Source organism: Amycolatopsis sp. NPDC058986 (assembly GCF_042741125.1).
In the GTDB taxonomy this organism is placed as follows: domain Bacteria; phylum Actinomycetota; class Actinomycetes; order Mycobacteriales; family Pseudonocardiaceae; genus Amycolatopsis.
Map to the genome: position 1 here is coordinate 1 of NZ_JBHYJW010000037.1, position 26628 is coordinate 26628.

The window sequence follows — 26628 nt, forward strand, 5'->3', positions numbered from 1 at the left end:
CGAGGCCGCTCAACCCCTTCTCGGGCGCGCGCCCGTCCCTTTGGGGGCATTCGCCCCCACAACAGCGGATCAGGCGCCGGCGGCGGCCTTGAGGGCCTCGGCGCGGGCGGTGCTCTCCCACGGCAGGTCCAGGTCCGGACGGCCGAAGTGCCCGTACGCCGCGGTCGGCGCGTAGATCGGGCGCAGCAGGTCGAGGTCGCGGATGATCGCGGCGGGCCGCAGGTCGAAGACCTCGCTGATCGCCGCCTGGATCTTCGACGGATCCACCGTCTCGGTCCCGAACGTCTCGACGAACAGGCCGACCGGCGCCGCCTTGCCGATCGCGTACGCGACCTGCACCTCGGTGCGCGTGGCCAGGCCCGCGGCGACGACGTTCTTGGCCACCCAGCGCATCGCGTACGCGGCCGAACGGTCCACCTTGGACGGATCCTTGCCGGAGAACGCGCCACCGCCGTGCCGCGCCATCCCGCCGTAGGTGTCGACGATGATCTTGCGCCCGGTCAGCCCGGCGTCACCCATCGGGCCGCCGATGACGAAGCGGCCGGTCGGGTTCACCAGCAGCCGCACGTTCGTGGTGTCGAGGCCCAGCTCGGCGAGCTCCGGCGCGACGACGTGCTCCTTGACGTCCACGCCGAGCATCCGGTCGAGATCGATGCCCTCGGCGTGCTGCGTCGAGACGACGACGGTGTCCAGCCGCACCGGCTGGTCGCCCGCGTACTCGATGGTCACCTGGGTCTTGCCGTCCGGGCGCAGGTACGGCAGGACGCCGTCCTTGCGGACCGCCGACAGCCGCCGCGAAAGCCGGTGCGCCAGCGCGATCGGCAGCGGCAGCAGCTCGGGGGTGTCCGAGCAGGCGTAGCCGAACATCAGGCCCTGGTCTCCCGCGCCTTGGCGGTTGATCTCGTCCTCGTCGGATTCGACCCGCGACTCGTACGCGGTGTCGACGCCCTGCGCGATGTCGGGCGACTGGGAGCCGATCGCGACGTTCACGCCGCAGGAGTTCCCGTCGAAGCCCTTGGCCGAGGAGTCGTAGCCGATCCGCAGGATGACGTCGCGCACGATGGTCGGGATGTCGGCGTAGGCCTCGGTGGTCACCTCGCCCGCCACGTGGACCTGACCGGTCGTGATGAGGGTTTCCACGGCGACCCGGCTGCGCGGGTCCTTGGACAGCAGACCGTCCAGGATCGAGTCGCTGATGGCGTCGCAAATCTTGTCGGGGTGCCCCTCGGTCACGGACTCCGACGTGAACAATCTGCTGGTGGACGCGGTCACGGTGGCAGTCACTTCCTCACCTCGACGACGGATACCCGGGTAGTTAGGTACCCCTTACCCGGCTCCAGCCTACTGAGTTCGGCTGGAGCGCCGGTCAACGATTGATTAAGCCCACAACAGCGTCCCACACTGTGGCCGCCAGTTGCGCTTTCGCGCCCAACGGGATCGGCCTTTCGGTGCCGTCCGCGGCCAGCAGCCAGCCGGAGTTGTCCTCCGTCTCGAACGCCTTGCCGTCCCCCACCGCGTTGACCACCAGCAGGTCGGCACCCTTGCGCTTCAGTTTTACCCGAGCGTGGTCGAGAACGCTGCCGTGTTCGTCGCCGGTTTCCGCCGCGAAGCCCACCACGAGCTGCCCGGCACGCCGTGCACGGACCAGTTCGGCGAGGATGTCCGGATTCCGGTCCAGCGTGATGACCGGGTCCGGCAGGTCGTCGGACTTCTTGATCTTCACGTCGGCCTTGGTCGCGGGCCGGAAATCGGCGACCGCGGCGGCCATCACGACGACGTCGGCCGAAGCGGCCTCGGCGTGCATGACCTCGCGCAGCTCCAGCGCTGTCGACACGTGCCGCACGGTCGCGCCCGCGGGGTCCGGCAGCGCCACCGTGTGCCCGGCGACCAGCGTGACCTCGGCGCCGCGCTGCGCGGCGACCCTGGCCAGCGCGTAGCCCTGCTTGCCCGAGGACCGGTTGCCGAGGTAGCGCACCGGGTCGAGTGGTTCGCGGGTGCCGCCCGCGGAGATGACCACCCGGACGCCTTCGAGGTCGCGGGGCAGCGCGTCCGGCACGGCGAGCAGCAGCCGGGCGAGGTCGACGATCTCGGCCGGGTTCGCGAGCCTGCCCTTGCCGGTGTCGACGCCGGTCAGCCTGCCGGAATCCGGTTCGGTGACGATCGCCCCGCGCGAGCGCAGCAGCGCCACGTTGTCGCGGGTCGCGGGGTGCTCCCACATCTCGGTGTGCATCGCCGGGAAGAAGACCACCGGGCACCGGGCGGTGAGCAGGGTGTTGGTCAGCAGATCGTCCGCGATGCCGTGCGCGGCCTTGGCGAGCAGGTTCGCCGTGGCCGGGACCACCAGCACCAGATCGGCTTCCTTGCCGACGCGGACGTGCTGCACTTCGGGCACTTCGGTGAACACGCCGGTGTGTACCGGCTGACCGGACAATGCCTCGAAGGTGGCCGCGCCGACGAAGTTCAGCGCGGCCTCCGTGGGCACCACGCGGACCTCGTGACCGGACTCGGTCAGGCCGCGCAGTACCTCACAGGCCTTGTAGGCGGCGATCCCGCCGCCCACGCCCAGGACGACCCTGGGCCTGCGGTCACTCACCCTCGGTGTGCTCGAGCAGCCCGCCGTGGATCTCGCGCAGCGCGATCGAGAGCGGCTTCTCCCGGGGGCCGGGCTCGACCAGCGGGCCGACGTACTCCAGCAGGCCCTCGCCCAGCTGGGCGTAGTAGTCGTTGATCTGCCGGGCACGCTTGGCCGAGTAGATCACCAGCGCGTACTTGGAGCTGACCTTTTCGAGCAGGTCGTCGATCGGCGGGTTGGTGATGCCTTCGAGCTCTTCGTGGATGCCGAGCGTGGACGTGGTCGTCACTCGTGGTGCTCCGTATCTTCAATGAGGTTGTCGCCGGTTATCAAGTTTAGCAACCGCTCGGCGGCCTCTCGCACGTCGGCGTTCACGAGCCGCACGTCGAACTCCCCGGCGGCGGCCAGTTCGCGCTCGGCCTCGGCCAGCCGCGCCTGCACGGCGGCCTCGGATTCGGTGCCCCGTCCGGTCAGCCTGCCGACCAGTTCCTCCCAGGACGGCGGCATGAGCATCACCAGCCGGGCCTCCGGCATCGCCCTGCGGACCTGCCGCGCGCCCTGCAGTTCGATCTCCAGCACCGCGGGCCTGCCGTCGGCGAGCGCCTTCTCCACCGGCTCGCGCGGGGTGCCGTAGCAGTTGCCCGCGAACTCGGCGTGTTCCAGGAGCCTGCCGTCGGCGACCATGACGTCGAACTCGGCCCGCTCGACGAAGTGGTAGTGCCGGCCCTCGACCTCGCCGGGACGCGGCTTCCGCGTCGTCACCGAGACGCTGTAGTAGATCTCGGGGGCCAGCTCGCGCAACTGCCCCACCACACTCGACTTCCCGACCCCCGAGGGCCCCGATACGACCGTGAGCCGGTGCCGGGAGCTCTCCCCCGCCACCGGCTCACTGCCGCGGTCGGCGCCCCGGATCACCGGGTTGTCCTGACCGACGCCGCTCACTCGCCGCTGAACTCGGCCAGCAGCGCCTTGCGCTGCCGGTCGCCGAGCCCGCGGAGCCTGCGGCTGGGCGCGATCTCCAGTCGTTCCATGGTCTGCTGGGCACGGACCTTGCCGACGCCGGGGAGGGCCTCGAGCAGAGCCGACACCTTCATCTTGCCGAGGACTTCGTTCTCCTCGGCCTGCTTCAGCACGTCGACCAGAGTGGTACCGCCCCGCTTCAGCCGCTCCTTCAGCTCAGCACGGATGCGGCGGGCGGCGGCGGCCTTCTCCAGCGCCGCAGCGCGCTGTTCCTCTGTCAGCTGGGGAAGTGCCACGTTTTCCTCCGGTAGTTCTCAAATCTGGGTGGGTGACGCGACGGTACCCACCCGCGAGCATCGCCCACAATGCGGGGGTGCTGGTCCCACACCGATTCCGGGGCCTGCTATTGGCCGTTTTCCTGCGGTCCGGCGAGCAGTTCGCGATTCCGGCGGACCGCCGTTCGCAGCGCGGCCGCGTCCGGGCCGTGCTTCAGGATGTCCCGCGAAGACGCCGGGAGCACGCCCTTCGCGAGCAGCGCGTCCCCGAAAACGGCCCGTAAATCGGCCACAGTGGCGCCCTGAGCCCCGAAACCCGGTGCCAGGACCGGACCGTTCAACGCGGCCAGTTCGAGCTCCCCAGGCGCGATGGTGGCCCCGGCGACCACGCCGACGTCCCCGAGCGGCGCGACGCCGTCGTTGAGCGCCGCGGCGGCGTCGACGATGCTCTGCGCGACGGTTCTGCCGTCCGGAAGCCGCGCACTCTGCAAGACGTGCGCCTCGGGGTTCGACGTCCGCGCGAGCACGAATACGCCCCGGCCCGCATCGCGGGCGGTGGCCACACACTGCTCCAGAGAGCCGAATCCGAGGTACGGCGACACGGTGATCGCGTCGGCCGCGATCGCCGCACCGTCGGCCACGTAGGCGGCCGTGTAGGCCGCCATGGTGGAGCCGATGTCCCCGCGCTTGACGTCGAGCAGCACCAGCGCCCCGGCATCGGCCGCGAGCGCGACGACCCGCTCCAGCACGGCGACCCCGGCGGCGCCGAACGCCTCGAAGAACGCCGACTGCGGTTTGACGATCGCGCTTTCCGCGGCCAGCACCTCGGTGGCGCCGAGCGCGAACCGCTCCAGCCCGCTCGCGTCGACCGGCAGGCCCCACGCCTCGATCAGACCGGGGTGCGGATCGATCCCGGCGCAGAGCGGGCCCCGCGCCGAGATCGCCTTCGCCAGCCGCGCCCCGAACCGCTCGGGCGCGCTCACGACCGCGCCGGTCACGATTGGGCCTTCAGCGCCGCCTGGAGGTGCTGAAGCGACCGGACCCCGATGTCACCCCGGATGAGCGCCTCGATGCCGTGCACGGCCGCCGCGGCGCCCTGCACGGTGGTGACGCACGGGATGTCCCGGGACACCGCCGCGGTACGGATTTCGTAGCCGTCGACCCGCGGACCGCTGTTTCCATACGGAGTATTGATGACCATGTCGACGCCGCCGTCGAGGATGACGTCCACGATGTTCCGCACGGAATCGGTCGAGCCCTCGGAGTACTTGCGCACGACGGTGCAGGGAATTCCGTTGCGCCGCAACACTTCCCCGGTGCCCGCGGTGGCGAGGACCTCGAAGCCGAGGTCGGCCAGCCGCTTGATCGGGAACACCATCGACCGCTTGTCCCGGTTGGCCACCGACACGAACACGCGCCCGGAGGTCGGCAAGGAACCGTAAGCGCCGGACTGGGATTTCGCGAACGCCTTGCCGAAGGAGACGTCGACGCCCATGACCTCGCCGGTGGACTTCATCTCCGGGCCGAGCAGCGAGTCGACGCCGTGCCCCTCGGGGGTGCGGAAGCGGTGGAAGGGCAGCACGGCTTCCTTGACCGCGACCGGGGAATCGGCGGGCATGTGGCCGCCGTCGCCCTCGGCGGGCAGGATGCCGGCGGCACGCAGGTCCTTGATCGAGGAGCCGGTCATGATGCGCGCGGCGGCCTTGGCCAGCGGCACCGCGGTCGCCTTGGACACGAACGGGACGGTGCGCGAGGCACGCGGGTTCGCTTCCAGGACGTAGAGGACGTCGTCCTTGAGGGCGTACTGGACGTTGAGCAGCCCGCGCACACCGACGCCGCGGGCGATGGCCTCGGTGGAGCGCCGCACGGCCTGCAGGTCGGTCTGGCCGAGGGTGATCGGCGGCAGCGCGCAGGAGGAGTCGCCGGAGTGGATCCCGGCCTCCTCGATGTGCTCCATCACACCGCCGAGGTAGAGCTCCTCGCCGTCGAACAGCGCGTCGACATCGATTTCGATGGCGTCGTCGAGGAACCGGTCGACCAGCACCGGATGTTCCGGCGTGACCTCGGTGGCGCGGCGGATGTAGCCGGCGAGGGATTCCTCGTCGTAGACGATCTCCATGCCGCGTCCGCCGAGCACATACGACGGGCGGACGAGGACCGGGTAGCCGATCTCGTCGGCGATCCGCTTGGCGCCCTCGAACGAGGTCGCGGTGCCGTAACGCGGGGCGGGCAGCCCGGCGTCGGTGAGGACCTCGCCGAACGCGCCGCGGTCCTCGGCGAGGTGGATCGCCTCCGGCGGCGTCCCGACCACCGGGACACCGGCGTCGGCCAGCCGCTTCGCCAGCCCCAGCGGCGTCTGCCCGCCGAGCTGGACGATGACGCCGGCGACCGTGCCGGAGGCCTGCTCGGCGTGCACGACCTCGAGGACGTCCTCGAAGGACAGCGGCTCGAAGTAGAGGCGGTCGGAGGTGTCGTAGTCGGTGGACACGGTTTCCGGGTTGCAGTTGACCATGACGGCCTCGAACCCGGCCTCGCGCAACGCGATCGCCGCGTGCACGCAGGAGTAGTCGAACTCGATGCCCTGCCCGATCCGGTTGGGCCCCGACCCCAGGATCAGCACCTTGGGCTTGTCGGTCTGCGCCGCGACCTCGGAGGCCGCCTCGGGGTCGGTTTCGTAGCAGGAGTAGTGATACGGCGTCTTGGCTGCGAACTCGGCCGCGCAGGTGTCCACGGTCTTGAACACCGGCCGCACGCCGAGCCGGTGCCGCAGCGCGCGGACGCCGTCCTCCCCGGCCAGTTCCGGGCGCAGCGCGGCGATCTGGCGGTCCGACAGCCCGGTCCGCTTGGCGCGGCGCAGCAGGTCGCCGTCGAGCACCGGGGCGTCCCGGACCTCGGCGCCGACCTCGCCGATCAGCGCGATCTGGTCGATGAACCACGGGTCGATGCCGGAGGCCTCGTGCACCTGCTCGACGGTGGCACCGAACCGCAGCGCGCGCTCGACCTCGTAGAGCCGTCCCTCGTGCGGCACCCGCAGGGCGTCCAAAGTGGACTCACGCGTGGCGTCCTCGGGGTCGGGCCGTGTCCAGAACCCGGTCGCCTTCGTCTCGATCGACCGCATCGCCTTCCCCAGTGCTTCGGGGAAACTGCGGCCGAACGACATCGCCTCGCCGACGCTCTTCATCGTCGTGGTCAGCGTCGGGTCCGCGCCGGGGAACTTCTCGAAGGCGAACCGCGGCACCTTCACCACGACGTAGTCCAAAGTGGGCTCGAACGCCGCCGGGGTCTCGCCGGTGATGTCGTTGCGGATCTCGTCCAGCGTGTAGCCGATGGCCAGCTTCGCGGCGATCTTGGCGATCGGGAACCCGGTCGCCTTCGACGCCAGCGCGGAACTGCGCGACACGCGGGGGTTCATCTCGATGACGACCATCCGGCCGTCGCGCGGGTTGATCGCGAACTGGATGTTGCAGCCGCCGGTGTCGACGCCGACCTCGCGCAGCACCGCGATGCCGACGTCGCGCATCACCTGGTACTCGCGGTCGGTCAGCGTCATCGTCGGCGCCACCGTGACACTGTCGCCGGTGTGCACGCCCATCGCGTCGACGTTCTCGATCGAACACACGACCACGACGTTGTCGTGCTTGTCGCGCATCAGCTCGAGTTCGTACTCCTTCCACCCGAGCACGCTCTCCTCGATGAGCACCTCGGTCACCGGCGACTCGGTGAGCCCGGTCGAGGCCAGCCGCTCCAGATCCTCGGCGGTGTGCGCCATCCCCGAGCCGAGCCCGCCCATGGTGAACGAGGGCCGGATGACCACCGGCAGGCCGAGCTCGGCCACCGTGGCGCGGACCTCGTCCATGTCGTGGCAGACCCGGGAACGCGGGACCTCGGCGCCGATGGTGCGCACGATGTCCTTGAACTTCTGCCGGTCCTCACCACGCTGGATCGCGTCGATGTCCGCGCCGATCAGCTCGACGCCGTACTTCTCCAGCACCCCGCGCTCGTGCAGCGCCACCGCGCAGTTGAGCGCGGTCTGCCCGCCCAGGGTCGCCAGCAACGCGTCCGGACGCTCCTCGGCGATGACCTTCTCGACGAAGTCCGGGGTGACCGGCTCGATGTAGGTGGCGTCGGCGAACTCCGGGTCGGTCATGATCGTCGCCGGGTTGGAGTTCACCAGGCTCACGCGCAAACCCTCGGCCCGCAGCACCCGGCAGGCCTGGGTCCCGGAGTAGTCGAACTCCGCGGCCTGCCCGATCACGATCGGACCCGATCCGATCACCAGCACGTGCTGGATGTCAGTCCTCTTGGGCATTACTTGGCCTTCTTCTCCATGAGAGTCACGAATTCGTCGAAGAGCGGCGCCGCGTCGTGCGGACCGGCAGCCGCTTCGGGGTGGTACTGCACCGAGAACGCCGGGACGTCGAAGGCGCGCACGCCCTCGACCGTGTCGTCGTTCGGGCAGTAGTGCGAGATCTGCGCGGCACCGTAGGGCGAGTCGAACCGCTGACCCGGCTCGCCTTCCAGTGCGAAACCGTGGTTCTGCGCGGTGATCGCCACCCGCCCGGTCGCCACGTCGATCACCGGGATGTTGATCCCGCGGTGGCCGTAGCGCATCTTGTACGTCCCCAGGCCGAGCGCGCGGCCGAGGATCTGGTTGCCGAAGCAGATGCCGAACAGCGGGATTTCCCGCTCCAGCACCGTTTTCGTCAGCGCCGTCGCGTGCGCGGTGGTCGCCGGGTCACCCGGGCCGTTGGACAGGAACACCCCGTCCGGCTCCAGCGCCAGCAGCTCCTCGACCGGGGTCGCCGAGGGCAGCACGTGCACCTCGATGCCCCGCGCGGTCATCAGCCGCGGGGTGTTCGACTTGATGCCCAGATCCAGCGCGGCGACGCGGAACCGGCGCTCTCCCTGTGCTTCCACCACGTACGGCTTGTCCGTGCTGACCTCGCCCGCCAGATCGGCGCCCTTCATCTCCGGGCTCGCCAGCACCTGCGCGACCATGTCCTCTGTGGACACCAGCGCGTCACCGGAGAACACCCCCGCGCGCATCGCGCCCCGCTCCCGCAGATGCCGGGTCAGCGTCCGGGTGTCCACCTCGGAAATCCCGACGACACCCTGGCGCTCCAGCTCGTCGTCCAGCGAACGCGTGGCCCGCCAGTTCGACGGCGTCCGCGCGGGATCCCGTACCACGTAACCGGAAACCCAGATCCGCGCCGACTCGTCGTCCTCGTCGTTCCAGCCGGTGTTCCCGATCTGCGGCGCCGTCTGCACCACGATCTGCCGGTGGTACGACGGGTCGGTCAACGTCTCCTGGTAGCCCGTCATGCCGGTGCAGAACACCGCCTCGCCGAGCCTCCGCCCGCGCGCGCCGTAGGCCGCGCCACGGAACACCCGGCCGTCTTCCAGTACCAGCGCGGCCGGGGTACGGGCGCCGTTCGCGGTGCTCACTGGGCACCTCCCTTGATGTCGTGATCGGAAAGCTGGTCGATCCACTGTGGATAGTCGTCGAGGTCGTCGCCGCGGAACCCGGTGTCGAGATCGACGTCCCCGAGCCGCCAGGTGAGGACGAGCAGCGCGTCGGTGCCCATGACCTTCCCGGCGATCGCCTTGTCCCGGCGGATCCCGGTGACCGACGCGCGCGGGATCCAGAAGTCCGGGCCGCCGGAGCGCTCGATCGCGACACCGGCGGGGTGCAGCCGCCAGATCGCGCTCGTGCGCAGCCCGGCGCCGCGGGTGACGACGCGGTTCTGCCAGTGCCCCGCGAAGATCGTGCTGACGTAGAGCCCTTGGGACTCCAGCAGCACCTCGCCGGGCTCGGCGGGGATCTCGGGGAACGGCGGCACCTGGACGCTCTGCGCGCGCGACTTGCGCCGCCAGCCGATCCAGAAGCCCCACAGGCACAGCAGGAAGAAGACGACGAGCGCGAGCGTGAGGAGAAGCCGTTCCATTACCCGATCTTCCCTTCCCGCGCGGTGATCCGCCCGCGCAGGAGCGTGGCGGTCACCACCCCGGGCAAGCGCATTCCCTCGTACGGGGTGTTGGCCGAGATGCTGGCCAGTTCGGGTCCGCTCACAGTCCACTCCGCCTCTGGGTCGACCAGCGTGAGGTTGGCGGGCTCCCCGACCTCGATCGGACGGCCCTGATCGGGCAGGTTCCCGATCTCCGCGGGCCGTTCGCTCATGACGCGGGCCACTCCCCGCCAGTCGAGCAGCCCGGTGCGGACCATGGTCTCGGCCACAATGGACAGTGCGGTCTGCAGGCCGAGCATGCCCGGCCGCGCCGCGCTCCACTCGCAGTCCTTGTCCTGCACCGCGTGCGGCGCGTGGTCGGTGGCCACGCAGTCGATGACGCCCTCGGCCAGCGCGGCACGCAGCTTTCCGGCGTCGACCTCGGTACGCAGCGGCGGATTCACCTTGTTCACCGGGTCGTAGCTCGCGAGCCGCTCGTCGGTGAGCAGCAGGTGGTGCGGGGTCACCTCGGCGGACACCTTCGTGCCGCGGTCCTTGGCCCAGCGCAGGACGTCCGCGGTGCCCGACGTCGAGACGTGGCACACGTGCAGCCGCGCTCCGGCGTGGAAGGCGAGCAGGCAGTCCCGCGCGACGATCGACTCCTCGGCCGAGGCGGGCCAGCCGGTGTAGCCCAGCCGTGCCGCGCGCTCACCCTCGTGGGCCTGCGCGCCGACGGTGAGCCGGGGCTCCTCGGCGTGCTGCGCGATCACGACGTCGAGCGAGGTCGAGTACTCCAGCGCCCGGCGCATCAGCAGCGGGTCGGCCACGCACAGGCCGTCGTCGGAGAACACCCGGACGCCCGCCGCGGACCGGTTCATCGTGCCCAGCTCGGCGAGCTTCTCGCCCTTGAGCCCGACGGTGACCGCGCCGACCGGGTGCACGTCGACCAGCCCGATCTCCTGGCCACGCCGCCAGACGTGCTCGACGACGACCGCGTTGTCGGCGACCGGATCGGTGTTGGCCATGGCGAACACGGCGGTGTACCCGCCGAGCGCCGCCGCGGCGGAACCGGTCTCGATCGTCTCGGTGTCCTCGCGGCCCGGCTCGCGCAGGTGAGTGTGCAGATCGACGAATCCGGGCAGCAGCACCTGGCCCTTGGCGTCGAGCACCTCCACGCCGTCGGCCGCCTTGACCGAGCCGATGGCGGTGATCACCCCGTCCTCGACGAGGACGTCGACCGGGTCGCCTTCCCCGTACGGACGGGCACCCTTGATCAGCACGGGGCTCACGCGATGTTCCCTTCTTCACTGGCGAGCAGGTGGTACAGCACGGCCATCCGCACGTGGACGCCGTTGCGGACCTGTTCGGTGATGACCGAGGCCGGGGAGTCGGCGACCACCGAGGCGATCTCCATCCCGCGCAGCATCGGCCCGGGGTGCAGCACGATCGCGTGCTCCGGCAGCAGGCCGAGCCGCCTTTCACTGAGGCCGTAGGCGATCGAGTACTCCCTCGCCGAAGGGAAAAACCCGCCGTGCATGCGTTCGGCCTGGACCCGCAGCATCATCACCGCGTCGACCGCGGGCAGTTCGGCGTCCAGATCGTGCGAGACGGTGACCGGCAAGCTCTCCACGCCGTAGGGCAGCAGCGTCGGCGGGGCCACCAGGACCACCTCGGCGCCCAGCGTCGAGAGCAGGTGGATGTTCGAGCGCGCGACCCGGCTGTGCAGCACGTCGCCGACGATCGCGATCCGGCGGCCGTTCAGCGAGCCGAGGCGTTCGCGCAGGGTGGCGGCGTCGAGCAGGGCCTGCGTCGGATGCTCGTGCGTGCCGTCCCCGGCGTTGACGACCGCGGTGCCCGCCTCGGCCAGCCAGCCGGACAGCCGCTGCGCGGCACCGGAGGCGGGGTGGCGGATGATCACGCAGTCGGCGCCCGCGGCGGCGAGGGTGAGCGCGGTGTCGCGCAGCGATTCGCCCTTGTTCACCGAGGAGCTGGACGCCGAGACGTTGATCACGTCCGCGCTCATCCACTTCCCGGCGATCTCGAAGGACACCCGGGTGCGGGTCGAGTTCTCGTAGAACAGCGTGACGACGGTGCGGCCGCGCAACGTCGGCAGCTTGCGGACCTCGCGGCCGAGCAGTGTGTGCTTCAGCTCGTCGGCGGTGTCCAGGATCGCGGTGGCCTGCGCCGCGTCCAGTCCGTCGGTGGCGAGCAGGTGTTTCACTGAGCCTCTCCTGATGCTTCAGCGGGGCGGAGCAGGACCGCGTCCCTGCCGTCCGTTTCGGACAGCAGCACGGACACACCCTCGGTGCGGGCGGTGGGCACGTTCTTGCCCACGTAGTCGGCCCGGATGGGCAGCTCGCGATGGCCGCGGTCGACCAGCACCGCCAGCTGGACCGCGCGCGGGCGGCCGTGATCGCGCAGCGCGTCGAGGGCGGCGCGGATGGTGCGGCCGGAGAACAGCACGTCGTCGACCAGGATCACCACCCGGTCGTCGATGCCCGCCGGCGGCAGCTGCGTCTGCTCCAGCGCGCGCGGGGGGCGGCGGCGCAGATCGTCGCGGTAGAGGGTGACGTCGAGGGCGCCCGTCGGCGGGCGGACTCCGGAGAACTCGGCCACGCGCTCGGCCAGCCTGGTGGCCAGCGGCGTCCCCCGGGTGGGAATGCCGAGCAACACCGGCGGCGGAGTGGTTCCCTCGTGCCCGGAACCGAGCGCGGTCTTCTCGATGACCTGATGGGCCATCCGGGCGATGGTGCGCGCGACATCGCCGGCCGACAGGAGCTCGCGCTCCCCGGCCGGTCCCGCCGCGCCACGCGGACGTGACGACACAGCGGACTCCTTCCCCGCCTCGCTGGACGGGTCCTTAAAGGACGTCGATCTCCTGCTTACCGAGGAAATCGCACCGACAGTAGCAGGAGGACCCGCTCAGCCTTACGGGTGGTGTCCCGCACTCCGCCACCAGGTCGGACAACCTTCTGCTTGACCTGGTGACAACTATGCGTAACCATTACTCTGAGTATTCGACTCGAGAAGTCCCCTGGACCGGTCATCCCGGCCGGGCAGGGGGTGAAGAAACGGAGAACCACCAGATGGGCGATTACGCCAAGGCGCTCGGGGCCAAGCTCCGCGGTATCCGCCAGCAACAGGGCCTGTCCCTGCACGGGGTCGAGCAGAAGTCCGGCGGCCGCTGGAAGGCCGTCGTCGTCGGCTCGTACGAGCGTGGCGATCGAGCCGTCACCGTCCAGAAGCTGGCCGAGCTGGCCGACTTCTACGGCGTGCCGGTGGTCGAACTGCTGCCGGAGGGCCGGGTCCCCTCGGGTGCCGAGCCCGCCACCAAGATCGTCATCAACCTGGAGCGGCTCCAGCAGCTGCCCGCCGAGAAGGTGGGCCCGCTCGCCCGCTACGCGGCCACCATCCAGAGCCAGCGCGGCGACTACAACGGCAAGGTGCTGTCGATCCGCACCGAGGACCTGCGGTCGCTGGCGATCATCTACGACATGACCCCCGGCGAGCTCACCGAGCAGCTCATCGACTGGGGCGTTCTCCCGCCCGAGGCCCGTCCCTCGAAGGAGGACTGATCGGGCTCTGCTTGAGCGTTTTCGGTTGTGGGGAACCGAAAACGCTCAAGCACGTGTGACTTCAGAGCACCGCGCGGAGGCGGTCGGCGATGGTGCCGATGCGGCCGAGGACCCCGTTGACGAACCGGGGCGAGTCGTCGGTGGAAAGCGACTTCGCGAGGCCGACGGCCTCGTCGATGGCGACCGCGTCGGGCACGTCCGCCGACCAGAGCATCTCGTAGATCCCGACCCGCAGCACCGCGAGGTCCACCGGCGGCATCCGCTCCAGCGTCCAGCCGTGCGAGTGCTCCGCGAGCAGCTCGTCGATCTGCTCGCGCCGCCCGGTGACCCCTTCGACCAGTTCGATCGTGTAGTCCCCGATCGGGTCGACCTCGACCGCGCCGACCCGCTCGGACAGCAGCGTGACGGCGTCGGTCTCCCGCTGCCCGGCTTCGTACAGCATTTCCACGGCCCGCTGCCGGGCCTGGCGGCGGCTGATCGGCCCGCCGCGCTTCGGTTTCGGTTTCGGCGTCCCGTCCATCAGCTGGAGACGCGGCCCAGATAGCGGCCGTCACGGGTGTCGACCTTGATCTTCTCACCGGTGGTCAGGAACAGCGGGACCTGGATCTCCGCGCCCGTCTCCAGGGTGGCCGGCTTGGTGCCGCCGGTCGAACGGTCGCCCTGCAGGCCGGGGTCGGTGTGCTGCACGATCAGCTCGACCGAGGTCGGCAGCTCGATGTAGAGCGGGTTGCCCTCGTGCACCGCGACCTGGACCTCGGTGTTCTCCAGCAGGTAGTTCGCGTTGTCCCCGACGACCTCGGCCAGCACGGTGATCTGGTCGTAGGTGTCGCCGTCCATGAAGACGAAGTCGGCGCCGTCCTTGTAGAGGTAGGTCATGTTCCGGCGGTCGACGGTCGCGGTGTCCACCTTGGTGCCCGCGTTGAACGTCTTGTCGACGACCTTGCCGGTCAGCACGTGCTTGAGCGTGGTGCGGACGAACGCGCCGCCCTTGCCCGGCTTCACGTGCTGGAACGCGGTGACGGTCCACAGCTGGCCCTCGAGGTTGAGGACGAGCCCGTTCTTCAGGTCGTTGGTGGTGGCCACGAGCTTGCAGTCTCCTGTATCGGTGTTTCCCCGCGGTCGCTAGAGCTCCACGAGGTCCTTCGTGCTCTGGGTGAGGAGCTCCGGCTCGCCGTCTCGCACGACGAGCGTGTCCTCGATGCGGACGCCACCCCGGCCGGCGAGGTAGACGCCGGGCTCGACGGTGACCGCCATACCGGCGGACAGTGTACCGACGCCCGTGGTAGCGAGGCTCGGCGCCTCGTGGACGTGCAGGCCGACGCCGTGCCCGAGACCGTGCCCGAAGTCGTCGCCGTGCCCCGCGCCGGCGATCACCGACCGCGCCGCGGCGTCCACTTCGGACAGTACGGCGCCGGGCCGCACGGCCGCGGTCCCCGCCGCCTGCGCGCGGCGTACCAGGTCGTAGACCTCCCGCTGCCAGTCCGCGGGCTCACCGAGCACGAACGTGCGGGTCATGTCGGAGTGGTAGCCGTCGACGGTGGCGCCGAAGTCCAGCTTCACGAAGTCGCCGGTGGCCAGCACGGTGTCGCCGTACTGGTGGTGCGGGATGGCCGAGTTCGCGCCGGTGGCCACGATCGACCGGAACGAGGGCTCCGACGAGCCGTGTTCCAGCATCCGGTTCTCCAGGTCCCTGGCCACCTCACGCTCGGTGCGGCCGGGCCGCAGTCCCCCGGCGGCGAGCAGATCGGCCAGCGCGCGATCGGCCGCGGCGCAGGCCTCGCGCAGCGCGGCGATCTCGGCGTCGTCCTTGATCAGCCGCAGCTGTTCGACCAGGCCGGGGGTGCGGATCAGCTCGACCGCGGCGAAACCGGCCTTCAGCGACTCGTGCTGTTCGACGCTGACGTGCTGGCTCTCGAACCCGGTGCGGCCATAGGTGCCCGAGGCGGCGGCCGCGCGGGTGGCGAGCGCCGCCGCGCTGGCGCGCTCCAGCACCCGCTCGAGATCCGGCACCTCGGCCGCGGACTGGGTGTCGTAGCGGCCGTCGGTGCAGAAGACGGTGTGCTGTTCGCCCCCGGCGTGGACGAGCAGGGCGGCGTTCGATCCGGTGAACCCAGTCAGGTAGCGGATGTTGGTGAGGTCGGTGACGAGGAGTGCGTCGACCCCGGCCTCGGAGAGCAGGCTGCGCAGCGCCGCGCGTCGGCGTGAATGGGTTTCAACCACGCCGCCAGCCTAGTGGTCCCGTCCCCCTCCTTTGGTGGTGTTCCCCCGCGGCCGGGGTACCCGGCGGCCCACACGCGATACCCACACGCGGCGCCTACACTGCGAAGATGCCTGGCTGGTTGACTCGCGGGTTGGTGATGGCGCTGGTGCACGGCGCCGCCGTCACGGTGCTCGCCAAGTACTCGGTGTACCACCCGACCGACCAGGCGTTCCCGATCTCGATCGCGCTCGCGCTGCTGGTCGGCGCCGCCGCGCTGTGGAGCGCCGTGGACGCGTGGCTCGACCGCCCCGACCGCGGCCGGAACTGGTTCGTCGCGGCGCTGATCACCGGGCCGCTGGCCGGGGTGCTCTACGTGATCGGGCGGGCGGTGTTCGTCGATCAGACCGGCACGTCCGAGCTGGGCGCGGCGCTCACCGGCGGTGCCGCCTTCTCCGCGCTGCTCGTGCTGGTCCCGGCCGGGCTGGGGCTGTTCGTCGGCGCGCGGATCGGGCACGCGTCGCCCGGCAGGCGGGCCGCTCAGCCGCCGAGCGAGGAAGCCCGCGGATAGCCGTCCCACCGCGCGGACGGGATCTGGACGACCGCGGAGTCGTTGGCCGCCACGATCCCGGTGTCCGGCAGGCCCCACAGGGTGGCCCGGTCCAGCAGGACGCCGAGCGGGCGTCCCTCCGCCTGCACGACCGTCGCCTCGGCCCGCAGCCGCGCGGCCAGCGGGAACCGCGCGGCGGGCGCGACCGGGTGATCGGCCACCTGCCCGGCCAGCGCGACGGCCACGGCCCGCCGGTCGACGCGGACGAGTTTCCCGCCGCGCACGAGGTCCATGGTCCGCTCCGGCGAGGGCATCGCCAGCCCGTCGAAGGTGGTCGCGGTCCGCTCGGGGGTGGCGCAGCCCTTGACGCCCAGCGCGTCGAGCCCGAAGTGCCGGAGCCCGGTCGGCGCGCCCGTGGCGTCGAGTCCGGTCGCGCGCACGACGTCGAGCGGCACCCGGTCGCAGGGCCCGGCGAGGTCGAGCGGGGCGTGCCCGTCCGGGCGGCGGACGAGGCCAGGGCCCTCCTTCCAGTCCCCGCCGATGACGAGCGGGCGATAGGGCTGCTCGGTGAAGTCCCTGGTCCAGAACGTGAGGGTGGTGCCTTCGGCGGTCTCGTGGGCGATCACGAACGCGTCGAGCGCCCCCGACCACATCAGGTCGGCGCTGAACCCGTCCACGATCGACCGCTCCCGCGGCGCGGTGGTGGACGGCACCGGGCCGAAGCCCTTCGGCCCGAGCGCCTCGACCCCGGCGGAGAACGCCGGATCGTGCGACCGGACGAGGAACTGGCCCGCCCCGTTCCAGCCCGCCGCCTTGCCGGTGGTGTCGGTGAACATCAGGTAGTACCAGCCGTCGAGGAACACCACCGAGGGCTGGCCCGCGCCGTAGACGTTGTCGCGGTGCACGTCGTGCGACGGCCCCAGGATGGGCCGCCCGCCCGCCGCCCGCGTCCAGTGCACCCCGTCCTGGCTGGTCGCGAGGCCGACGGCGTTGCCGAGCGCGTGGTCACCCGCGGCGCCGGTGTAGTACAGGAAGTAGGTGGTGCCGATCCGCAGCACCGACGGGTCGCAGGTGTGCATCCCGTCGAACCCGCCCGGCGCGCCCGACAGCACGGCGGCCGGGGCACCGCCGTCCGGACCGGTGAAGGGTCCGTCGGCCGACGGACCCTCGGCGTAGAGGATGTCGTCGCCGGGCGGCGGCGCGCTGCCGTACTGGCTGCACCACCACATCCGGGTCCGCCCGCCGTCGAGCATCACCGACGGGACGTAGTTGTAGACCGCGTCCTCGCCGCCCGCGGCGACGACGCCACCGCTCTGGCGAGGAGTGCCGGTCGCCAGGCGGACGTCGGCCACCTTCGCCTGGCTCGGCGCCGTCTGCGCCACCGGTCTGTCCACTTGGGACTGCGCGTAGCCGTCGCTGCAACCGGCGAGCACGAGACAGCCGCAGACGGCTGCGGAAAAGGCGCGGGCGACTCGCCTGCCCCCACGACGAATCGGGCGCACGATCGCCGAGTGTAGCGAGGTCTCACCTTGTCGAGTGACCCCCGCCAGTGGGTCACTCGATCGCGACCAGTTCGACCTCGAAGCCGTCCTCGTCCTCCAGGTACGCGGCGTAGTGCTCCTCGCCGCCCGCGTGGGGATAGCGGTCGGCGAACAGTGGCCGCCAGCCGTGGTCCGCCGACTCGGCGGCGAGCGCGTCCACCTGGGCCCGGGTGGCCACGTGCAGCGCGAGGTGGTTCAGCCCCGGTCGCGTCCGCTCGTGCGTCCCGCCGCTCAGCGCCGGGGATTTCTCCACCACGAGGTAGCTCGGCCCGAGCCGCCAGCTGACTCCGGCGGACCAGCGTTGGTATTCGCGCCAGCCGAGCGCGGTCAGCAGCCAGCCCCAGCTACGTTCCGCGCGGGCGAGGTCGGGCACCCACAGCTCGACGTGGTGCGGACGGCCGTGCGCGGTGGGCAGCGCGACCAGCACGCGGTGCGCGGCGCCGTGGTACTCGTCGCCTCCCATGTCGAGAAAGCCGAGACGCCGCAACACTTTCCGGCTGGCGGCGTGGTCTTCGCGCACGAGCGCCCACACCGCGGGCAGGCCGAGCGTGGCGAGCCCGTGGTCGAGCAGCGCCCGCACGGCCTCGGTCGCCAGGCCCTGTCCGCTGTGCCCGGGGGCGATGTAGTACCCGACCTCGGCGACGCCGTCCGGCAGCCGCCGCGACGGGCTCAGATGGGCGATGCCGATGAACTCGCCGTCGTGGTCGATCGCCCAGTGGCCCTGCCCGGCCGGTCCGTCGTAGGACAGGCGGCGGTCCATCATGGCGTGGAAGTGCGCCGGATCGCTCAGGTCGTTCCCGAGGAACCGGCTCATCTCCGGGTCGGCGAAGATCCGGGCAGCGGCGACGGTGTCGGCTTCGGTCAGCGCACGCAGCCGCAGCCGCGGGGTGGTGAGTTCGGGGACACTCACCGCGCGTTGTCGGCGAGCCAGCGCAGCGCGAGCCGGTAGCCGTCGACGCCAAGACCGGCGATGACACCGGTGGCGACGTCCGAAAGCACGCTGTGGTGCCGGAACTGCTCGCGTTTGTGGACGTTCGAGATGTGCAGTTCGATCAGCGGCGCCGTGAGCTGGGCCGCCGCGTCGCGGACCGCGATCGAGTAGTGCGTCCAGGCCCCGGCGTTGAGGACGACCGGGTTGCCGCCGTCGGCGGCCTCGTGCAGCCAGCCGACCAGCTCGCCCTCGTGGTCAGTCTGCCGGACGTCGACGTCGAGGCCCAGCTCCGCGCCGGTGTCGACGCACAGCGCGATGAGCTCGTCGTGGGTGGTGGCGCCGTAGACGCCGGGTTCCCGCTTGCCGAGCCGCCCGAGGTTGGGGCCGTTGAAGACGAAGACCTTCACAGCAGCACGCTCCCGCTGTTCTGCTCCCCCGCCGCGACCGCCGAGTACGCGGCGGCCAGCAGCGCCGGGTCGGGACCCTCCAGCCTGCCCGGCTTGGCGAGCCCGTCGAGGACGACGAAGCGCAGGACACCGGAGCGGGTCTTCTTGTCACCCTTCATGGTTTCCAGAAGCTGCGGCAGCGCTGTCGGGTCGTAGGTGGTGGGCAGCCCGAGCAGGCGCAGCACGGAGGCGTGCCGCTCGGCCGTCGCGTCGTCGAGCCGCCCGGCGAGGCGGGCCAGTTCGGCGGCGAACACGAGGCCGACACTCACCGCCGCGCCGTGCCGCCAGCGGTAGCGCTCGCGGCGCTCGATGGCGTGGCCGAGGGTGTGGCCGTAGTTGAGGATCTCGCGCAGATCCGACTCGCGCAGATCCGCGGCCACGACGTCGGCCTTGACCTGGATGGAGCGGCGGACCAGCTCGGCCAGCACCTCGCCGGTCGTGTCGACCGCGGCGGCCGGGTCGGCCTCGACGAGTTCGAGGATCTTCGGGTCCGCGATGAACCCGGTCTTGACGACCTCGGCCATCCCGGCGACGAGCTCGTTCGGCGGCAGCGTCTCCAGCGTGGCCAGGTCGACCAGCACCGCGCTCGGCTCGTGGAACACACCGACGAGGTTCTTGCCCGCCTCGGTGTTGATGCCGGTCTTGCCGCCGACCGCGGCGTCGACCATGCCCAGCAGCGTGGTCGGCACGTTGACCAGGCGCACCCCGCGCATCCAGGTGCCCGCGACGAACCCGGCGAGATCGGTGACCGCGCCGCCGCCGAGACCGACCACGACACCGCGGCGGTCGAGCCCGATGCGGCCGAGCACCTCCCAGCAGAAGCTCGCCACGGTGAGCGCCTTGCCGTCCTCCGCGTCGGGGATCTCGACGCGGTGGGCGTCGATCCCGGCCTCGATCAGCTCCTCGCGGACGGTTTCGGCCGTCGTGGTCAGCGTCGGCGGGTGGATCAGCGCGACCTTGGACGCGTCCGTCAGCTGCGCGGTGAGCTCGTCGAGCAGACCGCGGCCCACCAGGACGTCGTACGGCTTCGCGGTGGCGACCGGGATACGGACCGGGTCGGACATCGTGCTCCTTCGTCAGTTGGGCCGCTGCTCGGCGGCGAGCCCCTCGATGCGGGCCACGAGCAGGTCCACCAGTTCGTCCGGGGTGCGCTCGTCGGTGTCGACCTCGATCGTGGCCACTTCGCGGTACACCGGGAGCCGGGCGTCGAGCAGTGCCTTGTAGGTCGCCCGCGGGTTGACCCCGGCGAGCAGCGGGCGCGCGGTGGACAGTCCGGTGCGCTGGATCCCCGCCGCCATCCCGACGTTGAGGAAGACGACGGTGTGCGCGGCCAGCCGGGCCCGGGTGCCGGGAGTGATCGGCGCTCCCCCGCCGAGGGAGAGTACGCCGTCGTGCTCGGCGAGCGCCGTCGCGACAGCCTCTTCCTCCAGCGCGCGGAAGGCGGGTTCGCCGTCCTCCGCGAAGATGTCCGAGATCGCGCGCCCGGCGCGGGCGACGATGTCGTCGTCGGTGTCGCGGAAGGCGACGCCGAGCCGGGCGGCCAGCAGCGGGCCGACCGTGCTCTTGCCCGAGCCCGGCGGTCCGACGACCACCGCGCGGGGGGTCACCAGCGCTCCTCGAGCGCCTTCAGGTAGGCCTGCGCGTTGCGCTTGCTCTCCTCGAGCGAGTCGCCGCCGAACTTCTCCAGCGCGGCGTCGGCGAGGACGAGCGCGACCACCGACTCCAGCACGACCCCGGCGCGCGGGACCGCGCAGACGTCGGACCGCTGGTGGATCGCGACGGCGGGCTCCCCGGTCGTGACGTCCACAGTGGACAGTGCTTTCGGGACGGTCGAGATCGGCTTCATGGCCACGCGGACGCGCAGCGGCTCGCCGTTGGTGATGCCGCCCTCGAGCCCGCCCGCGCGGTTGGATCGCCGGGTGACCCCGACCGGGCCGGAACCGCGGTCGATCTCGTCGTGGGCCTGGCTCCCCCAGCGACGCGCCGTGGTGAAGCCGTCGCCGACCTCGACCCCCTTCATCGCCTGCACGCCCATCAGCGCGCCCGCGAGCCGGGCGTCGAGCCTGCGGTCCCAGTGCACGTGGGAACCGAGGCCCGGCGGCAGGTCGTAGGCGATCACCTCGATCACGCCGCCGACGGTGTCACCCGCCTTCCGCACCGCGTCGACCTCGGCGACCATCGCCTCGGTGCCCTGGGAGCCGAAGGCACGCACCGGGCTCTCGTCGATGGCGGGCAGGTCCGCCGCGGTGGGCAGCGGGCCTTCGGGAGCGTCGGCGCCGCCGATGGACACCACGTGGCTCAGGATCTCGATGCCGAGCAGCTGGCGCAGGTAGTTGCGCGCCACCGTGCCCAGCGCCGTGCGCGACGCCGTCTCCCGCGCGCTCGCCCGCTCCAGCACCGGCCTGGCCTCGCTGAAGCCGTACTTCTGCATGCCGGGCAGATCGGCGTGCCCCGGCCGGGGCCGGGTGAGCGGCTCGTTGCGGGCGAGCCCGGCCAGCTCCTCGGGGTCCACCGGGTCGGCCGCCATGACCTTTTCCCACTTGGGCCATTCGGCGTTCTCGATGTGGACCGCGATCGGGCCGCCCTGGGTGAGCCCGTGGCGCACGCCGCCGAGGAACTCGATGTGGTCGGTCTCGAAGCCCATGCGGGGACTGCGCCCGAAGCCGAGCCGGCGACGGGCCAGCTGCTCGGTCACGTCCGTGGTCGTGACGCCCACACCGGCGACCATGCCTTCGAGCACGGCGGCGAGTGCGGGTCCGTGTGATTCACCCGCGGTGATCCAGCGCAACACCTGACAGATCCTGTCACGCCGCCACGACCGGGCGCGCAAGGACTCCCCTCCCGCGCGGGGCCACCGCGCCCGGTCAGCCGGGCACCACCTCCGCTCCGGCCGAGGGCAGGACCGCGCACAGCCAGGCCGCCGCGAGCAGGCCGGGGCCGTGCGGGACCCCGGGCGCCTGCCCGCGCGTGCTCCCGCGGCACATCGCGAGCGCCACACTGAGCAGCGCCGCGGCCACCGCGCCGAGAAGCACGGCGGGCCAGCCGACCGCGGCGAGCACGGCTCCGAGGACCCCCGACAGCTTCACGTCGCCCGCGCCGAGCGAGCCGGGCGCGCACAGGTGGATCAGCGCGTGCGCGCCCCCGAAGACCGCCACCCCGGCCAGTGCGCGGCCCGCCAGCGCCGGGCCGCCGCCCGTCGCCGCGGCCGTGGCGAACGCGGCCGCGAAGGCGGGATACGCGGGCAGGGTGAGGACGTCCGGCAGCCGCAGATGACGCAGATCCGCCAACGCCAGCGGGACGGCGAGGACGGTCAGCAGGCAGGGCACGGGGAGCCACCAGCCCGGCCAGCCGCCGGACTGCCAGCGCCAGCAGACGACGCCGAGCCCCAGCGCCACGAGCCCGGCCGCGGGCGGCACGGCGATCGGCGCGTCCGCCCGGCGCAGCAGGGCGGCGGTCGCCGGGGCCGTGGCCGCTCCGGCGACCGCGAACAGGAGAAGAAGCAGTCCGCAGTACACCTGATCCACGCTGCCCATGGGCGCCTCACCAGCGCAAACCCCGGACGGCACGACTGGACCGCTCGTACCGTTCCCGCCCTTTGTTCACCCGCCCGGCCCAGCGTCGGGAGCCCTGAAGGACGCCTTCGGTGCGGTGAGTGCGCTGAAGGCGTCCTTCAGCACGGCCAACGCACTGAAAGCGTCCTTCAGCACCCGGCGGTGAACCGGACGGGCGCGGCGCCCGTGTCCAGGGGTATGACTGCCGAACCGCATTCCCGCCGTTCCGTCCTCACCGCCGGCGCGGCCGTGGCGGGCGCCGCCGTCGGCGCCGTCGCCCTGTCCTCCTGCGGCACGTCGGGCAACGCCGCCACGGCGGGCACGAAGAACGCCCAGCCCGCACCGGCGCCCGGTCAGCCGCTGGTGGCGCTCGCCGACGTCCCGGTGGGCGAGGCCAAGGCCGCCAAGGGGCCCGACGGCTCGGACATCGTCGTGGCCAGGACCGCGGAGAACACCGCGGCGGCGTTCAGCGCGATCTGCACGCACCAGGGCTGCACCGTGGCCCCGCAGGGCGCCGAGCTGAAGTGCCCGTGTCACGGGTCGGTGTTCGACGCGCTCACCGGCGCGGTCAAGAACGGGCCCGCGAAGCAGCCGCTGCCGCCGGTCAAGGTCAGGGTCGACAACGGGCAGATCGTCACCGGATAGCCGGAAAACGCCGAATGCCCTTTGTGGACAGTCGAACTGTCCACAAAGGGCATTCGAGATCTTTCAGGCACCCCAGGTGAAAACCCGGTCGCCCGCGGTCACCTCGCTGCCCTCCGCCAGTCCCGAGAGCGCCTCGGCCTGCGCGTCGAGCGCCACCACGGGCACGATCGCGGAGTACCCGGCCTCGGCCACCGCGGTGGGGTTCCAGCCGACGATCGGCTGGCCGGCGCGCACCTGCTCACCCTTGACGACGTGCAGGGTGAAGCCCTCGCCCTTCTCCTGCACCGTGTCGATGCCGAGGTGGACCAGCACCGCGCGGCCGTCCTCGCCCGCCACCACGAACGCGTGCGGGTGCAGCGTCATGATGGTGCCGTCGATCGGCGCGACCGCGTCGGCGGGACCGCCCGCGGGCTGGACGGCGATGCCCGGGCCCACCATGGCCTGCGCGAACACCGGGTCGGGGACCTCGGTCATGGCCACCGCGCGCCCGGCGACCGGGCTCAGGACGTCGAGGCTCACAGCAGGTCCTCGATGTCGCTGGCGATGTTGTCGGCCTCCGGCCCGACGATCACCTGAAGAGCCGTCGAGCCCATCTTCACGACGCCCATCGCGCCCGCGGCCTTGAGCGCGGCCTCGTCGACGACGCTCATGTCTTCGACCTCACACCGCAGCCGGGTGATGCATCCCTCGATTTCGGTCAGGTTGTCCGCACCGCCGAGTGCCGCGAGAATCTTTTCCGGCCTGTCATCCGCCATCGCGGTCTCCTTGTTCCCTGTTGGTTTTCCACCTGGGGCGAAGCTGACGATCCAGCTGTACTACGCCGTTCGTCGGCATGCACCCCACCGCTGGCCACGAACGCATAACGGTGGTTGACACCCGCTCGTGCGGCGGAGCATCCTGCCCCATCAGACATTGGTCTAGACCGGAACGTACCAATCTTCCGGCCCGGATGCGAGCACCGGCCCCAGTGGCCTTCGACGAGGAGGGTGACGAATATGAGCGCGGCCGCGCCCGTCCCGCCACCCGATCGGGTCGTCAACGGACCGACCCCGAAACACGCCCAGCTGCGGGAAATCCTGCGCCGGACGGTCGAGCGGGAACTGCCGCCCGGCGCGCCGATCCCGTCCGAACGGGATCTCGCCCAGCGCTACGGCGTCTCGCGGCTGACCGTGCGCTCGGCGATCGGCAAGCTGGTCGAAGAGGGGTTGCTCGCCCGCGTCCGCGGCAAGGGCACCTTCACCGCGGCCCGCCGGATGGAGCTGCAGGTCTACCTGATGTCGTTCACCGACGACATGCTCCGCCGCGGGCTGACCCCGGCCACCGAGGTGGTGGCGACCTCCACCGAGGTCCCGCCCGCCACCTCCGCGCAGGCGCTCGGCCTCGCCGACGGCGTGCCCGCGCATCACCTGGTCCGGCTGCGCCGCGCCGACGGCGTCCCGCTCGCGGTGGAGCGCGGCTGGTACCACGCGGGCCGCACGCCCGGCCTGCTCGACCTCGATCTGAGCCGTTCGCTCTACGCGCAGCTCGCCGACGCGTACGGCGCCCGCCCCGACCACGCGTGGCAGACGGTCTGGGCCGAATCCGCGGACCGCGAAACCGCACGGTTGCTGAACATCCGCGCCGGCAGTCCGCTTCTCGTCTTCCGCAGGGTCTCCAGCGCGAACGGGGAACCCGTGGAGGACATGACTTCCTGGTACCGGGGAGACCACTACCAGGTGACTATGCAGTTGGACCGGAACGCCCCGGATTCCGGCCATCAACCCCATGGAGGTAATCGATGAGCGCCACCACCGCGGAGGGGGCGAAGAAGAAGGGCGGAGGAGGGCTCGCCGGCCTGCAGCGCTTCGGCCGCAGCCTGATGCTCCCCATCGCCACTCTGCCCGCCGCAGGTCTGCTCAACCGCTTCGGCCAGGACGACCTGCTCGGCAAGGACGGGCTGGGCTGGAACAAGGTCGCCGGCGTCATCGGCGCGGCGGGCAGCAGCCTGTTCAACTGGCTGCCGCTGCTGTTCGCCGTCGGCATCGCGGTCGGTTTCGCCCGCAAGGGTGACGGCTCGACCGGTGTCGCCGCCGTCGTCGGCTTCGTCGTGTTCAACAGCGTCGTGCAGGTCTTCGCGCCGATCAAGGAACTGGAGGGCTACAAGGCGGACAGCGGCTGGGAACTGCAGCCGATCCACTGGCCCTACAGCGTGCTGGGCGGCGTCGTCGTCGGCCTGGTGTCGGCGATCCTGTGGCAGCGCTACCACCGCATCAAGCTGCCCGCCTGGCTGGCGTTCTTCGGCGGGCGCCGGTTCGTGCCGATCATCACCGCGCTCACGATGATCATCCTCGGCGTGATTTTCGGCCTGCTGTTCAAGTACATCGACCAGGGCATCCACAACGTCGGCCAGGCGGTGGTCGGCTCCCCGGTCGTCGGTGGCGGCGTCTACGGCCTGCTGAACCGGCTGCTCATCCCGGTCGGCCTGCACCAGCTGCTGAACGTGCCGGTGTGGTTCGTCTTCGGCGGTGGCGACCTGAACAACTTCTTCCACCACGTCCAGGGGTCCGGCTCGTTCATGACCGGGTTCTTCCCGATCTTCATGTTCGCGCTGCCCGCGGCCGCGCTGGCGATCATGCAGTCCGCCAAGCCGAGCCAGCGCAAGGTCGTCGGCAGTGTGATGATCGCGGCCGCGCTGACCGCGTTCGTCACCGGTGTCACCGAACCGATCGAGTTCTCGTTCATGTTCGTCGCGTGGCCGCTGTACGTGTTCCACGCGGTGATGACCGGCATCTCGCTGGCGCTGGTGAACGCGCTGGGGATCAAGCTCGGTTTCTCTTTCTCCGCCGGGGCGATCGACTTCGCGCTCAACTCCTCTTTGGACACCGCGCACAAGGCGTGGCTGCTGATCCCGATCGGCCTCGTGTTCGCGGTCATCTACTACGTCGTGTTCCGCTGGGTCATCACCAAGTGGAACCTGCGTACCCCGGGCCGTGAGGACGACTCGATCGAGTCCGACCTCGAGAAGACCGCCGCGAAGTAGACTCGGACCGCAACACAGAGAAAGACGAAAGAGGACGAACATGCCGGAGAAACGTGTCACCGTGGCGAGCAAGGTCGGCCTGCACGCCAGGCCCGCCGCGCTGGTCGCCAAGGCGGCCGCCGCACAACCCGTCGCGGTGCGGATCGCCAAGGACGGCGGTGACCCGGTGGCCGCCGGCAGCGTGCTCAACCTGATGACGCTCGCCGCCGGGTACGGCGACGAGGTCGTCATCAGCGCCGAAGGTGAAGGCGCTCAGGCCGCCGTCGACGCGGTCGCCGAACTGGTCGCGACCGACCTCGACGCGTAGGCCGCTCCAGGGGTAGCTGTGCGAGCCGTGGGGGGGGGGGGGGGGGGGGGCCCCCCCCCCCCCCCCCCCCCCCCCCCCCCCCCCCCCCCCCCCCCCGGCCCCCCCCCCCCGGAC

Annotated in this window: 30 protein-coding genes; 6 read left to right on the plus strand and 24 right to left on the minus strand. The window is 71.3% G+C overall.

The features are described from left to right. Positions 1 to 69 precede the first annotated feature (69 nt). From metK to pyrR, 12 genes are all read right to left on the minus strand, one after another. A complete protein-coding gene (gene metK / locus ACFW0G_RS28445; RefSeq protein WP_378328564.1) occupies positions 70 to 1272 on the minus strand; it encodes a methionine adenosyltransferase in 1203 nt (400 codons plus the stop codon). Between the two features lie 94 nt (positions 1273 to 1366). Further along, a complete protein-coding gene (gene coaBC / locus ACFW0G_RS28450) occupies positions 1367 to 2593 on the minus strand; it encodes a bifunctional phosphopantothenoylcysteine decarboxylase/phosphopantothenate--cysteine ligase CoaBC (RefSeq protein ID WP_378328482.1) in 1227 nt (408 codons plus the stop codon). Next, positions 2586 to 2861 carry a DNA-directed RNA polymerase subunit omega gene (gene rpoZ / locus ACFW0G_RS28455; protein ID WP_345387155.1) on the minus strand — a complete coding sequence of 92 codons (276 nt, stop codon included), beginning with the start codon at positions 2859 to 2861 and terminating at the stop codon, positions 2586 to 2588. The genes coaBC and rpoZ overlap by 8 nt, the downstream gene beginning before the upstream one ends. Beyond that, positions 2858 to 3514: a guanylate kinase gene (gmk, locus tag ACFW0G_RS28460; RefSeq protein ID WP_378328483.1), complete on the minus strand. Its 657-nt coding sequence runs from the start codon at positions 3512 to 3514 to the stop codon at positions 2858 to 2860. Before gmk ends, rpoZ begins: the two co-directional genes overlap by 4 nt. Continuing rightward, positions 3511 to 3828: an integration host factor, actinobacterial type gene (gene mihF / locus ACFW0G_RS28465; protein ID WP_003096398.1), complete on the minus strand. Its 318-nt coding sequence runs from the start codon at positions 3826 to 3828 to the stop codon at positions 3511 to 3513. The genes gmk and mihF overlap by 4 nt, the downstream gene beginning before the upstream one ends. Positions 3829 to 3935: 107 nt before the next feature. Next, entirely contained in the window at positions 3936 to 4790 is an 855-nt protein-coding gene (gene pyrF / locus ACFW0G_RS28470; RefSeq protein WP_378328565.1) for an orotidine-5'-phosphate decarboxylase, read from the minus strand. A gap of 11 nt (positions 4791 to 4801) precedes the next feature. Then, positions 4802 to 8116, minus strand: coding sequence for a carbamoyl-phosphate synthase large subunit (gene carB, locus ACFW0G_RS28475; RefSeq protein ID WP_378328484.1), 3315 nt, complete (start codon positions 8114 to 8116; stop codon positions 4802 to 4804). Then, entirely contained in the window at positions 8116 to 9252 is a 1137-nt protein-coding gene (carA, locus tag ACFW0G_RS28480; protein WP_378328485.1) for a glutamine-hydrolyzing carbamoyl-phosphate synthase small subunit, read from the minus strand. Before carA ends, carB begins: the two co-directional genes overlap by 1 nt. Then, positions 9249 to 9752 carry a transporter gene (locus ACFW0G_RS28485; RefSeq protein ID WP_378328486.1) on the minus strand — a complete coding sequence of 168 codons (504 nt, stop codon included), beginning with the start codon at positions 9750 to 9752 and terminating at the stop codon, positions 9249 to 9251. The genes carA and ACFW0G_RS28485 overlap by 4 nt, the downstream gene beginning before the upstream one ends. Beyond that, complete coding sequence (locus ACFW0G_RS28490; protein ID WP_378328487.1) at positions 9752 to 11041, minus strand: dihydroorotase; 1290 nt, start codon at positions 11039 to 11041, stop codon at positions 9752 to 9754. Before ACFW0G_RS28490 ends, ACFW0G_RS28485 begins: the two co-directional genes overlap by 1 nt. After that, positions 11038 to 11973, minus strand: coding sequence for an aspartate carbamoyltransferase catalytic subunit (locus ACFW0G_RS28495; RefSeq protein WP_378328488.1), 936 nt, complete (start codon positions 11971 to 11973; stop codon positions 11038 to 11040). The genes ACFW0G_RS28490 and ACFW0G_RS28495 overlap by 4 nt, the downstream gene beginning before the upstream one ends. Further along, positions 11970 to 12578, minus strand: coding sequence for a bifunctional pyr operon transcriptional regulator/uracil phosphoribosyltransferase PyrR (gene pyrR, locus ACFW0G_RS28500; protein WP_378328489.1), 609 nt, complete (start codon positions 12576 to 12578; stop codon positions 11970 to 11972). The genes ACFW0G_RS28495 and pyrR overlap by 4 nt, the downstream gene beginning before the upstream one ends. Before the next feature lie 260 nt (positions 12579 to 12838). Here pyrR and ACFW0G_RS28505 point away from each other — a divergent pair, with 260 nt between their 5' ends. Then, positions 12839 to 13327, plus strand: coding sequence for a transcriptional regulator (locus ACFW0G_RS28505; RefSeq protein ID WP_003096372.1), 489 nt, complete (start codon positions 12839 to 12841; stop codon positions 13325 to 13327). A gap of 61 nt (positions 13328 to 13388) precedes the next feature. Here ACFW0G_RS28505 and nusB read toward each other — a convergent pair whose 3' ends face one another. Genes nusB through ACFW0G_RS28520 form a run of 3 tightly spaced genes read right to left on the minus strand, consistent with a single transcriptional unit; the run spans position 13389 to position 15547 of the window. Then, complete coding sequence (gene nusB, locus ACFW0G_RS28510) at positions 13389 to 13847, minus strand: transcription antitermination factor NusB (RefSeq protein ID WP_378328490.1); 459 nt, start codon at positions 13845 to 13847, stop codon at positions 13389 to 13391. Continuing rightward, positions 13847 to 14410, minus strand: a complete 564-nt coding sequence (gene efp, locus ACFW0G_RS28515) for an elongation factor P (protein ID WP_378328491.1) — start codon at positions 14408 to 14410, stop codon at positions 13847 to 13849. Before efp ends, nusB begins: the two co-directional genes overlap by 1 nt. A 39-nt stretch (positions 14411 to 14449) precedes the next feature. Continuing rightward, positions 14450 to 15547, minus strand: a complete 1098-nt coding sequence (locus ACFW0G_RS28520; protein ID WP_378328492.1) for a M24 family metallopeptidase — start codon at positions 15545 to 15547, stop codon at positions 14450 to 14452. Positions 15548 to 15684: 137 nt separating this feature from the next. On the opposite strand from ACFW0G_RS28520, the gene ACFW0G_RS28525 reads away from it, so the two are divergent. Beyond that, a complete protein-coding gene (locus tag ACFW0G_RS28525; RefSeq protein ID WP_378328566.1) occupies positions 15685 to 16095 on the plus strand; it encodes a hypothetical protein in 411 nt (136 codons plus the stop codon). On the opposite strand, the gene ACFW0G_RS28530 is transcribed toward ACFW0G_RS28525, so the two are convergent. The 7 genes from ACFW0G_RS28530 to ACFW0G_RS28560 form a co-directional block, all read right to left on the minus strand. Next, positions 16065 to 17567 carry a beta-xylosidase gene (locus ACFW0G_RS28530; RefSeq protein ID WP_378328567.1) on the minus strand — a complete coding sequence of 501 codons (1503 nt, stop codon included), beginning with the start codon at positions 17565 to 17567 and terminating at the stop codon, positions 16065 to 16067. The two genes, ACFW0G_RS28525 and ACFW0G_RS28530, sit on opposite strands and share 31 nt — an antisense overlap. Positions 17568 to 17628: 61 nt before the next feature. After that, a complete protein-coding gene (locus ACFW0G_RS28535; protein ID WP_378328493.1) occupies positions 17629 to 18525 on the minus strand; it encodes a GNAT family N-acetyltransferase in 897 nt (298 codons plus the stop codon). Next, complete coding sequence (aroQ, locus tag ACFW0G_RS28540) at positions 18522 to 18953, minus strand: type II 3-dehydroquinate dehydratase (protein WP_378328494.1); 432 nt, start codon at positions 18951 to 18953, stop codon at positions 18522 to 18524. The genes ACFW0G_RS28535 and aroQ overlap by 4 nt, the downstream gene beginning before the upstream one ends. Next, on the minus strand, positions 18950 to 20056 hold the full coding sequence (aroB, locus tag ACFW0G_RS28545) for a 3-dehydroquinate synthase (protein WP_378328495.1): 1107 nt from the start codon (positions 20054 to 20056) through the stop codon (positions 18950 to 18952). Before aroB ends, aroQ begins: the two co-directional genes overlap by 4 nt. A gap of 12 nt (positions 20057 to 20068) precedes the next feature. Then, positions 20069 to 20599, minus strand: coding sequence for a shikimate kinase (locus ACFW0G_RS28550; RefSeq protein ID WP_378328496.1), 531 nt, complete (start codon positions 20597 to 20599; stop codon positions 20069 to 20071). Beyond that, positions 20596 to 21783 carry a chorismate synthase gene (gene aroC, locus ACFW0G_RS28555; protein WP_378328497.1) on the minus strand — a complete coding sequence of 396 codons (1188 nt, stop codon included), beginning with the start codon at positions 21781 to 21783 and terminating at the stop codon, positions 20596 to 20598. The genes ACFW0G_RS28550 and aroC overlap by 4 nt, the downstream gene beginning before the upstream one ends. Positions 21784 to 21856: 73 nt before the next feature. Then, positions 21857 to 22525, minus strand: coding sequence for a prepilin peptidase (locus ACFW0G_RS28560; RefSeq protein ID WP_378328498.1), 669 nt, complete (start codon positions 22523 to 22525; stop codon positions 21857 to 21859). Between the two features lie 216 nt (positions 22526 to 22741). Here ACFW0G_RS28560 and ACFW0G_RS28565 point away from each other — a divergent pair, with 216 nt between their 5' ends. After that, entirely contained in the window at positions 22742 to 23188 is a 447-nt protein-coding gene (locus ACFW0G_RS28565; protein WP_378328499.1) for a Rieske (2Fe-2S) protein, read from the plus strand. 63 nt (positions 23189 to 23251) lie between these two features. Here ACFW0G_RS28565 and ACFW0G_RS28570 read toward each other — a convergent pair whose 3' ends face one another. Beyond that, the gene (locus ACFW0G_RS28570) at positions 23252 to 23707 is read right to left on the minus strand and encodes a PTS glucose transporter subunit IIA (RefSeq protein ID WP_378328500.1); all 456 of its coding nucleotides are present in this window, start codon (positions 23705 to 23707) and stop codon (positions 23252 to 23254) included. After that, entirely contained in the window at positions 23704 to 23994 is a 291-nt protein-coding gene (locus tag ACFW0G_RS28575) for a glucose PTS transporter subunit EIIB (RefSeq protein ID WP_378328568.1), read from the minus strand. Before ACFW0G_RS28575 ends, ACFW0G_RS28570 begins: the two co-directional genes overlap by 4 nt. Before the next feature lie 189 nt (positions 23995 to 24183). On the opposite strand from ACFW0G_RS28575, the gene ACFW0G_RS28580 reads away from it, so the two are divergent. The 3 genes from ACFW0G_RS28580 to ACFW0G_RS28590 are packed head-to-tail and all read left to right on the plus strand — an operon-like array spanning position 24184 to position 26514. Continuing rightward, positions 24184 to 24969, plus strand: coding sequence for a GntR family transcriptional regulator (locus ACFW0G_RS28580; RefSeq protein ID WP_378328501.1), 786 nt, complete (start codon positions 24184 to 24186; stop codon positions 24967 to 24969). Then, positions 24966 to 26207 (plus strand): PTS transporter subunit EIIC, encoded by a 1242-nt coding sequence (locus tag ACFW0G_RS28585; RefSeq protein ID WP_378328502.1) that lies wholly within the window; start codon positions 24966 to 24968, stop codon positions 26205 to 26207. The genes ACFW0G_RS28580 and ACFW0G_RS28585 overlap by 4 nt, the downstream gene beginning before the upstream one ends. Positions 26208 to 26247: 40 nt before the next feature. Beyond that, a complete protein-coding gene (locus tag ACFW0G_RS28590) occupies positions 26248 to 26514 on the plus strand; it encodes an HPr family phosphocarrier protein (protein ID WP_378328503.1) in 267 nt (88 codons plus the stop codon). The last annotated feature ends 114 nt before the right edge of the window (positions 26515 to 26628 follow it).

Excerpts from the sequence above, each read along its gene's own strand:
- carB (WP_378328484.1), bottom strand. The coding sequence starts at position 8,116 with ATGCCCAAGAGGACTGACATCCAGCACGTGCTGGTGATCGGATCGGGT.
- ACFW0G_RS28485 (WP_378328486.1), bottom strand. The coding sequence starts at position 9,752 with ATGGAACGGCTTCTCCTCACGCTCGCGCTCGTCGTCTTCTTCCTGCTG.
- ACFW0G_RS28505 (WP_003096372.1), top strand. The coding sequence starts at position 12,839 with ATGGGCGATTACGCCAAGGCGCTCGGGGCCAAGCTCCGCGGTATCCGC.
- nusB (WP_378328490.1), bottom strand. The coding sequence starts at position 13,847 with ATGGACGGGACGCCGAAACCGAAACCGAAGCGCGGCGGGCCGATCAGC.
- ACFW0G_RS28525 (WP_378328566.1), top strand. The coding sequence starts at position 15,685 with ATGGCGCTGGTGCACGGCGCCGCCGTCACGGTGCTCGCCAAGTACTCG.
- aroB (WP_378328495.1), bottom strand. The coding sequence starts at position 20,056 with ATGTCCGACCCGGTCCGTATCCCGGTCGCCACCGCGAAGCCGTACGAC.
- ACFW0G_RS28560 (WP_378328498.1), bottom strand. The coding sequence starts at position 22,525 with ATGGGCAGCGTGGATCAGGTGTACTGCGGACTGCTTCTTCTCCTGTTC.
- ACFW0G_RS28565 (WP_378328499.1), top strand. The coding sequence starts at position 22,742 with ATGACTGCCGAACCGCATTCCCGCCGTTCCGTCCTCACCGCCGGCGCG.
- ACFW0G_RS28580 (WP_378328501.1), top strand. The coding sequence starts at position 24,184 with ATGAGCGCGGCCGCGCCCGTCCCGCCACCCGATCGGGTCGTCAACGGA.
- ACFW0G_RS28585 (WP_378328502.1), top strand. The coding sequence starts at position 24,966 with ATGAGCGCCACCACCGCGGAGGGGGCGAAGAAGAAGGGCGGAGGAGGG.
- ACFW0G_RS28590 (WP_378328503.1), top strand. The coding sequence starts at position 26,248 with ATGCCGGAGAAACGTGTCACCGTGGCGAGCAAGGTCGGCCTGCACGCC.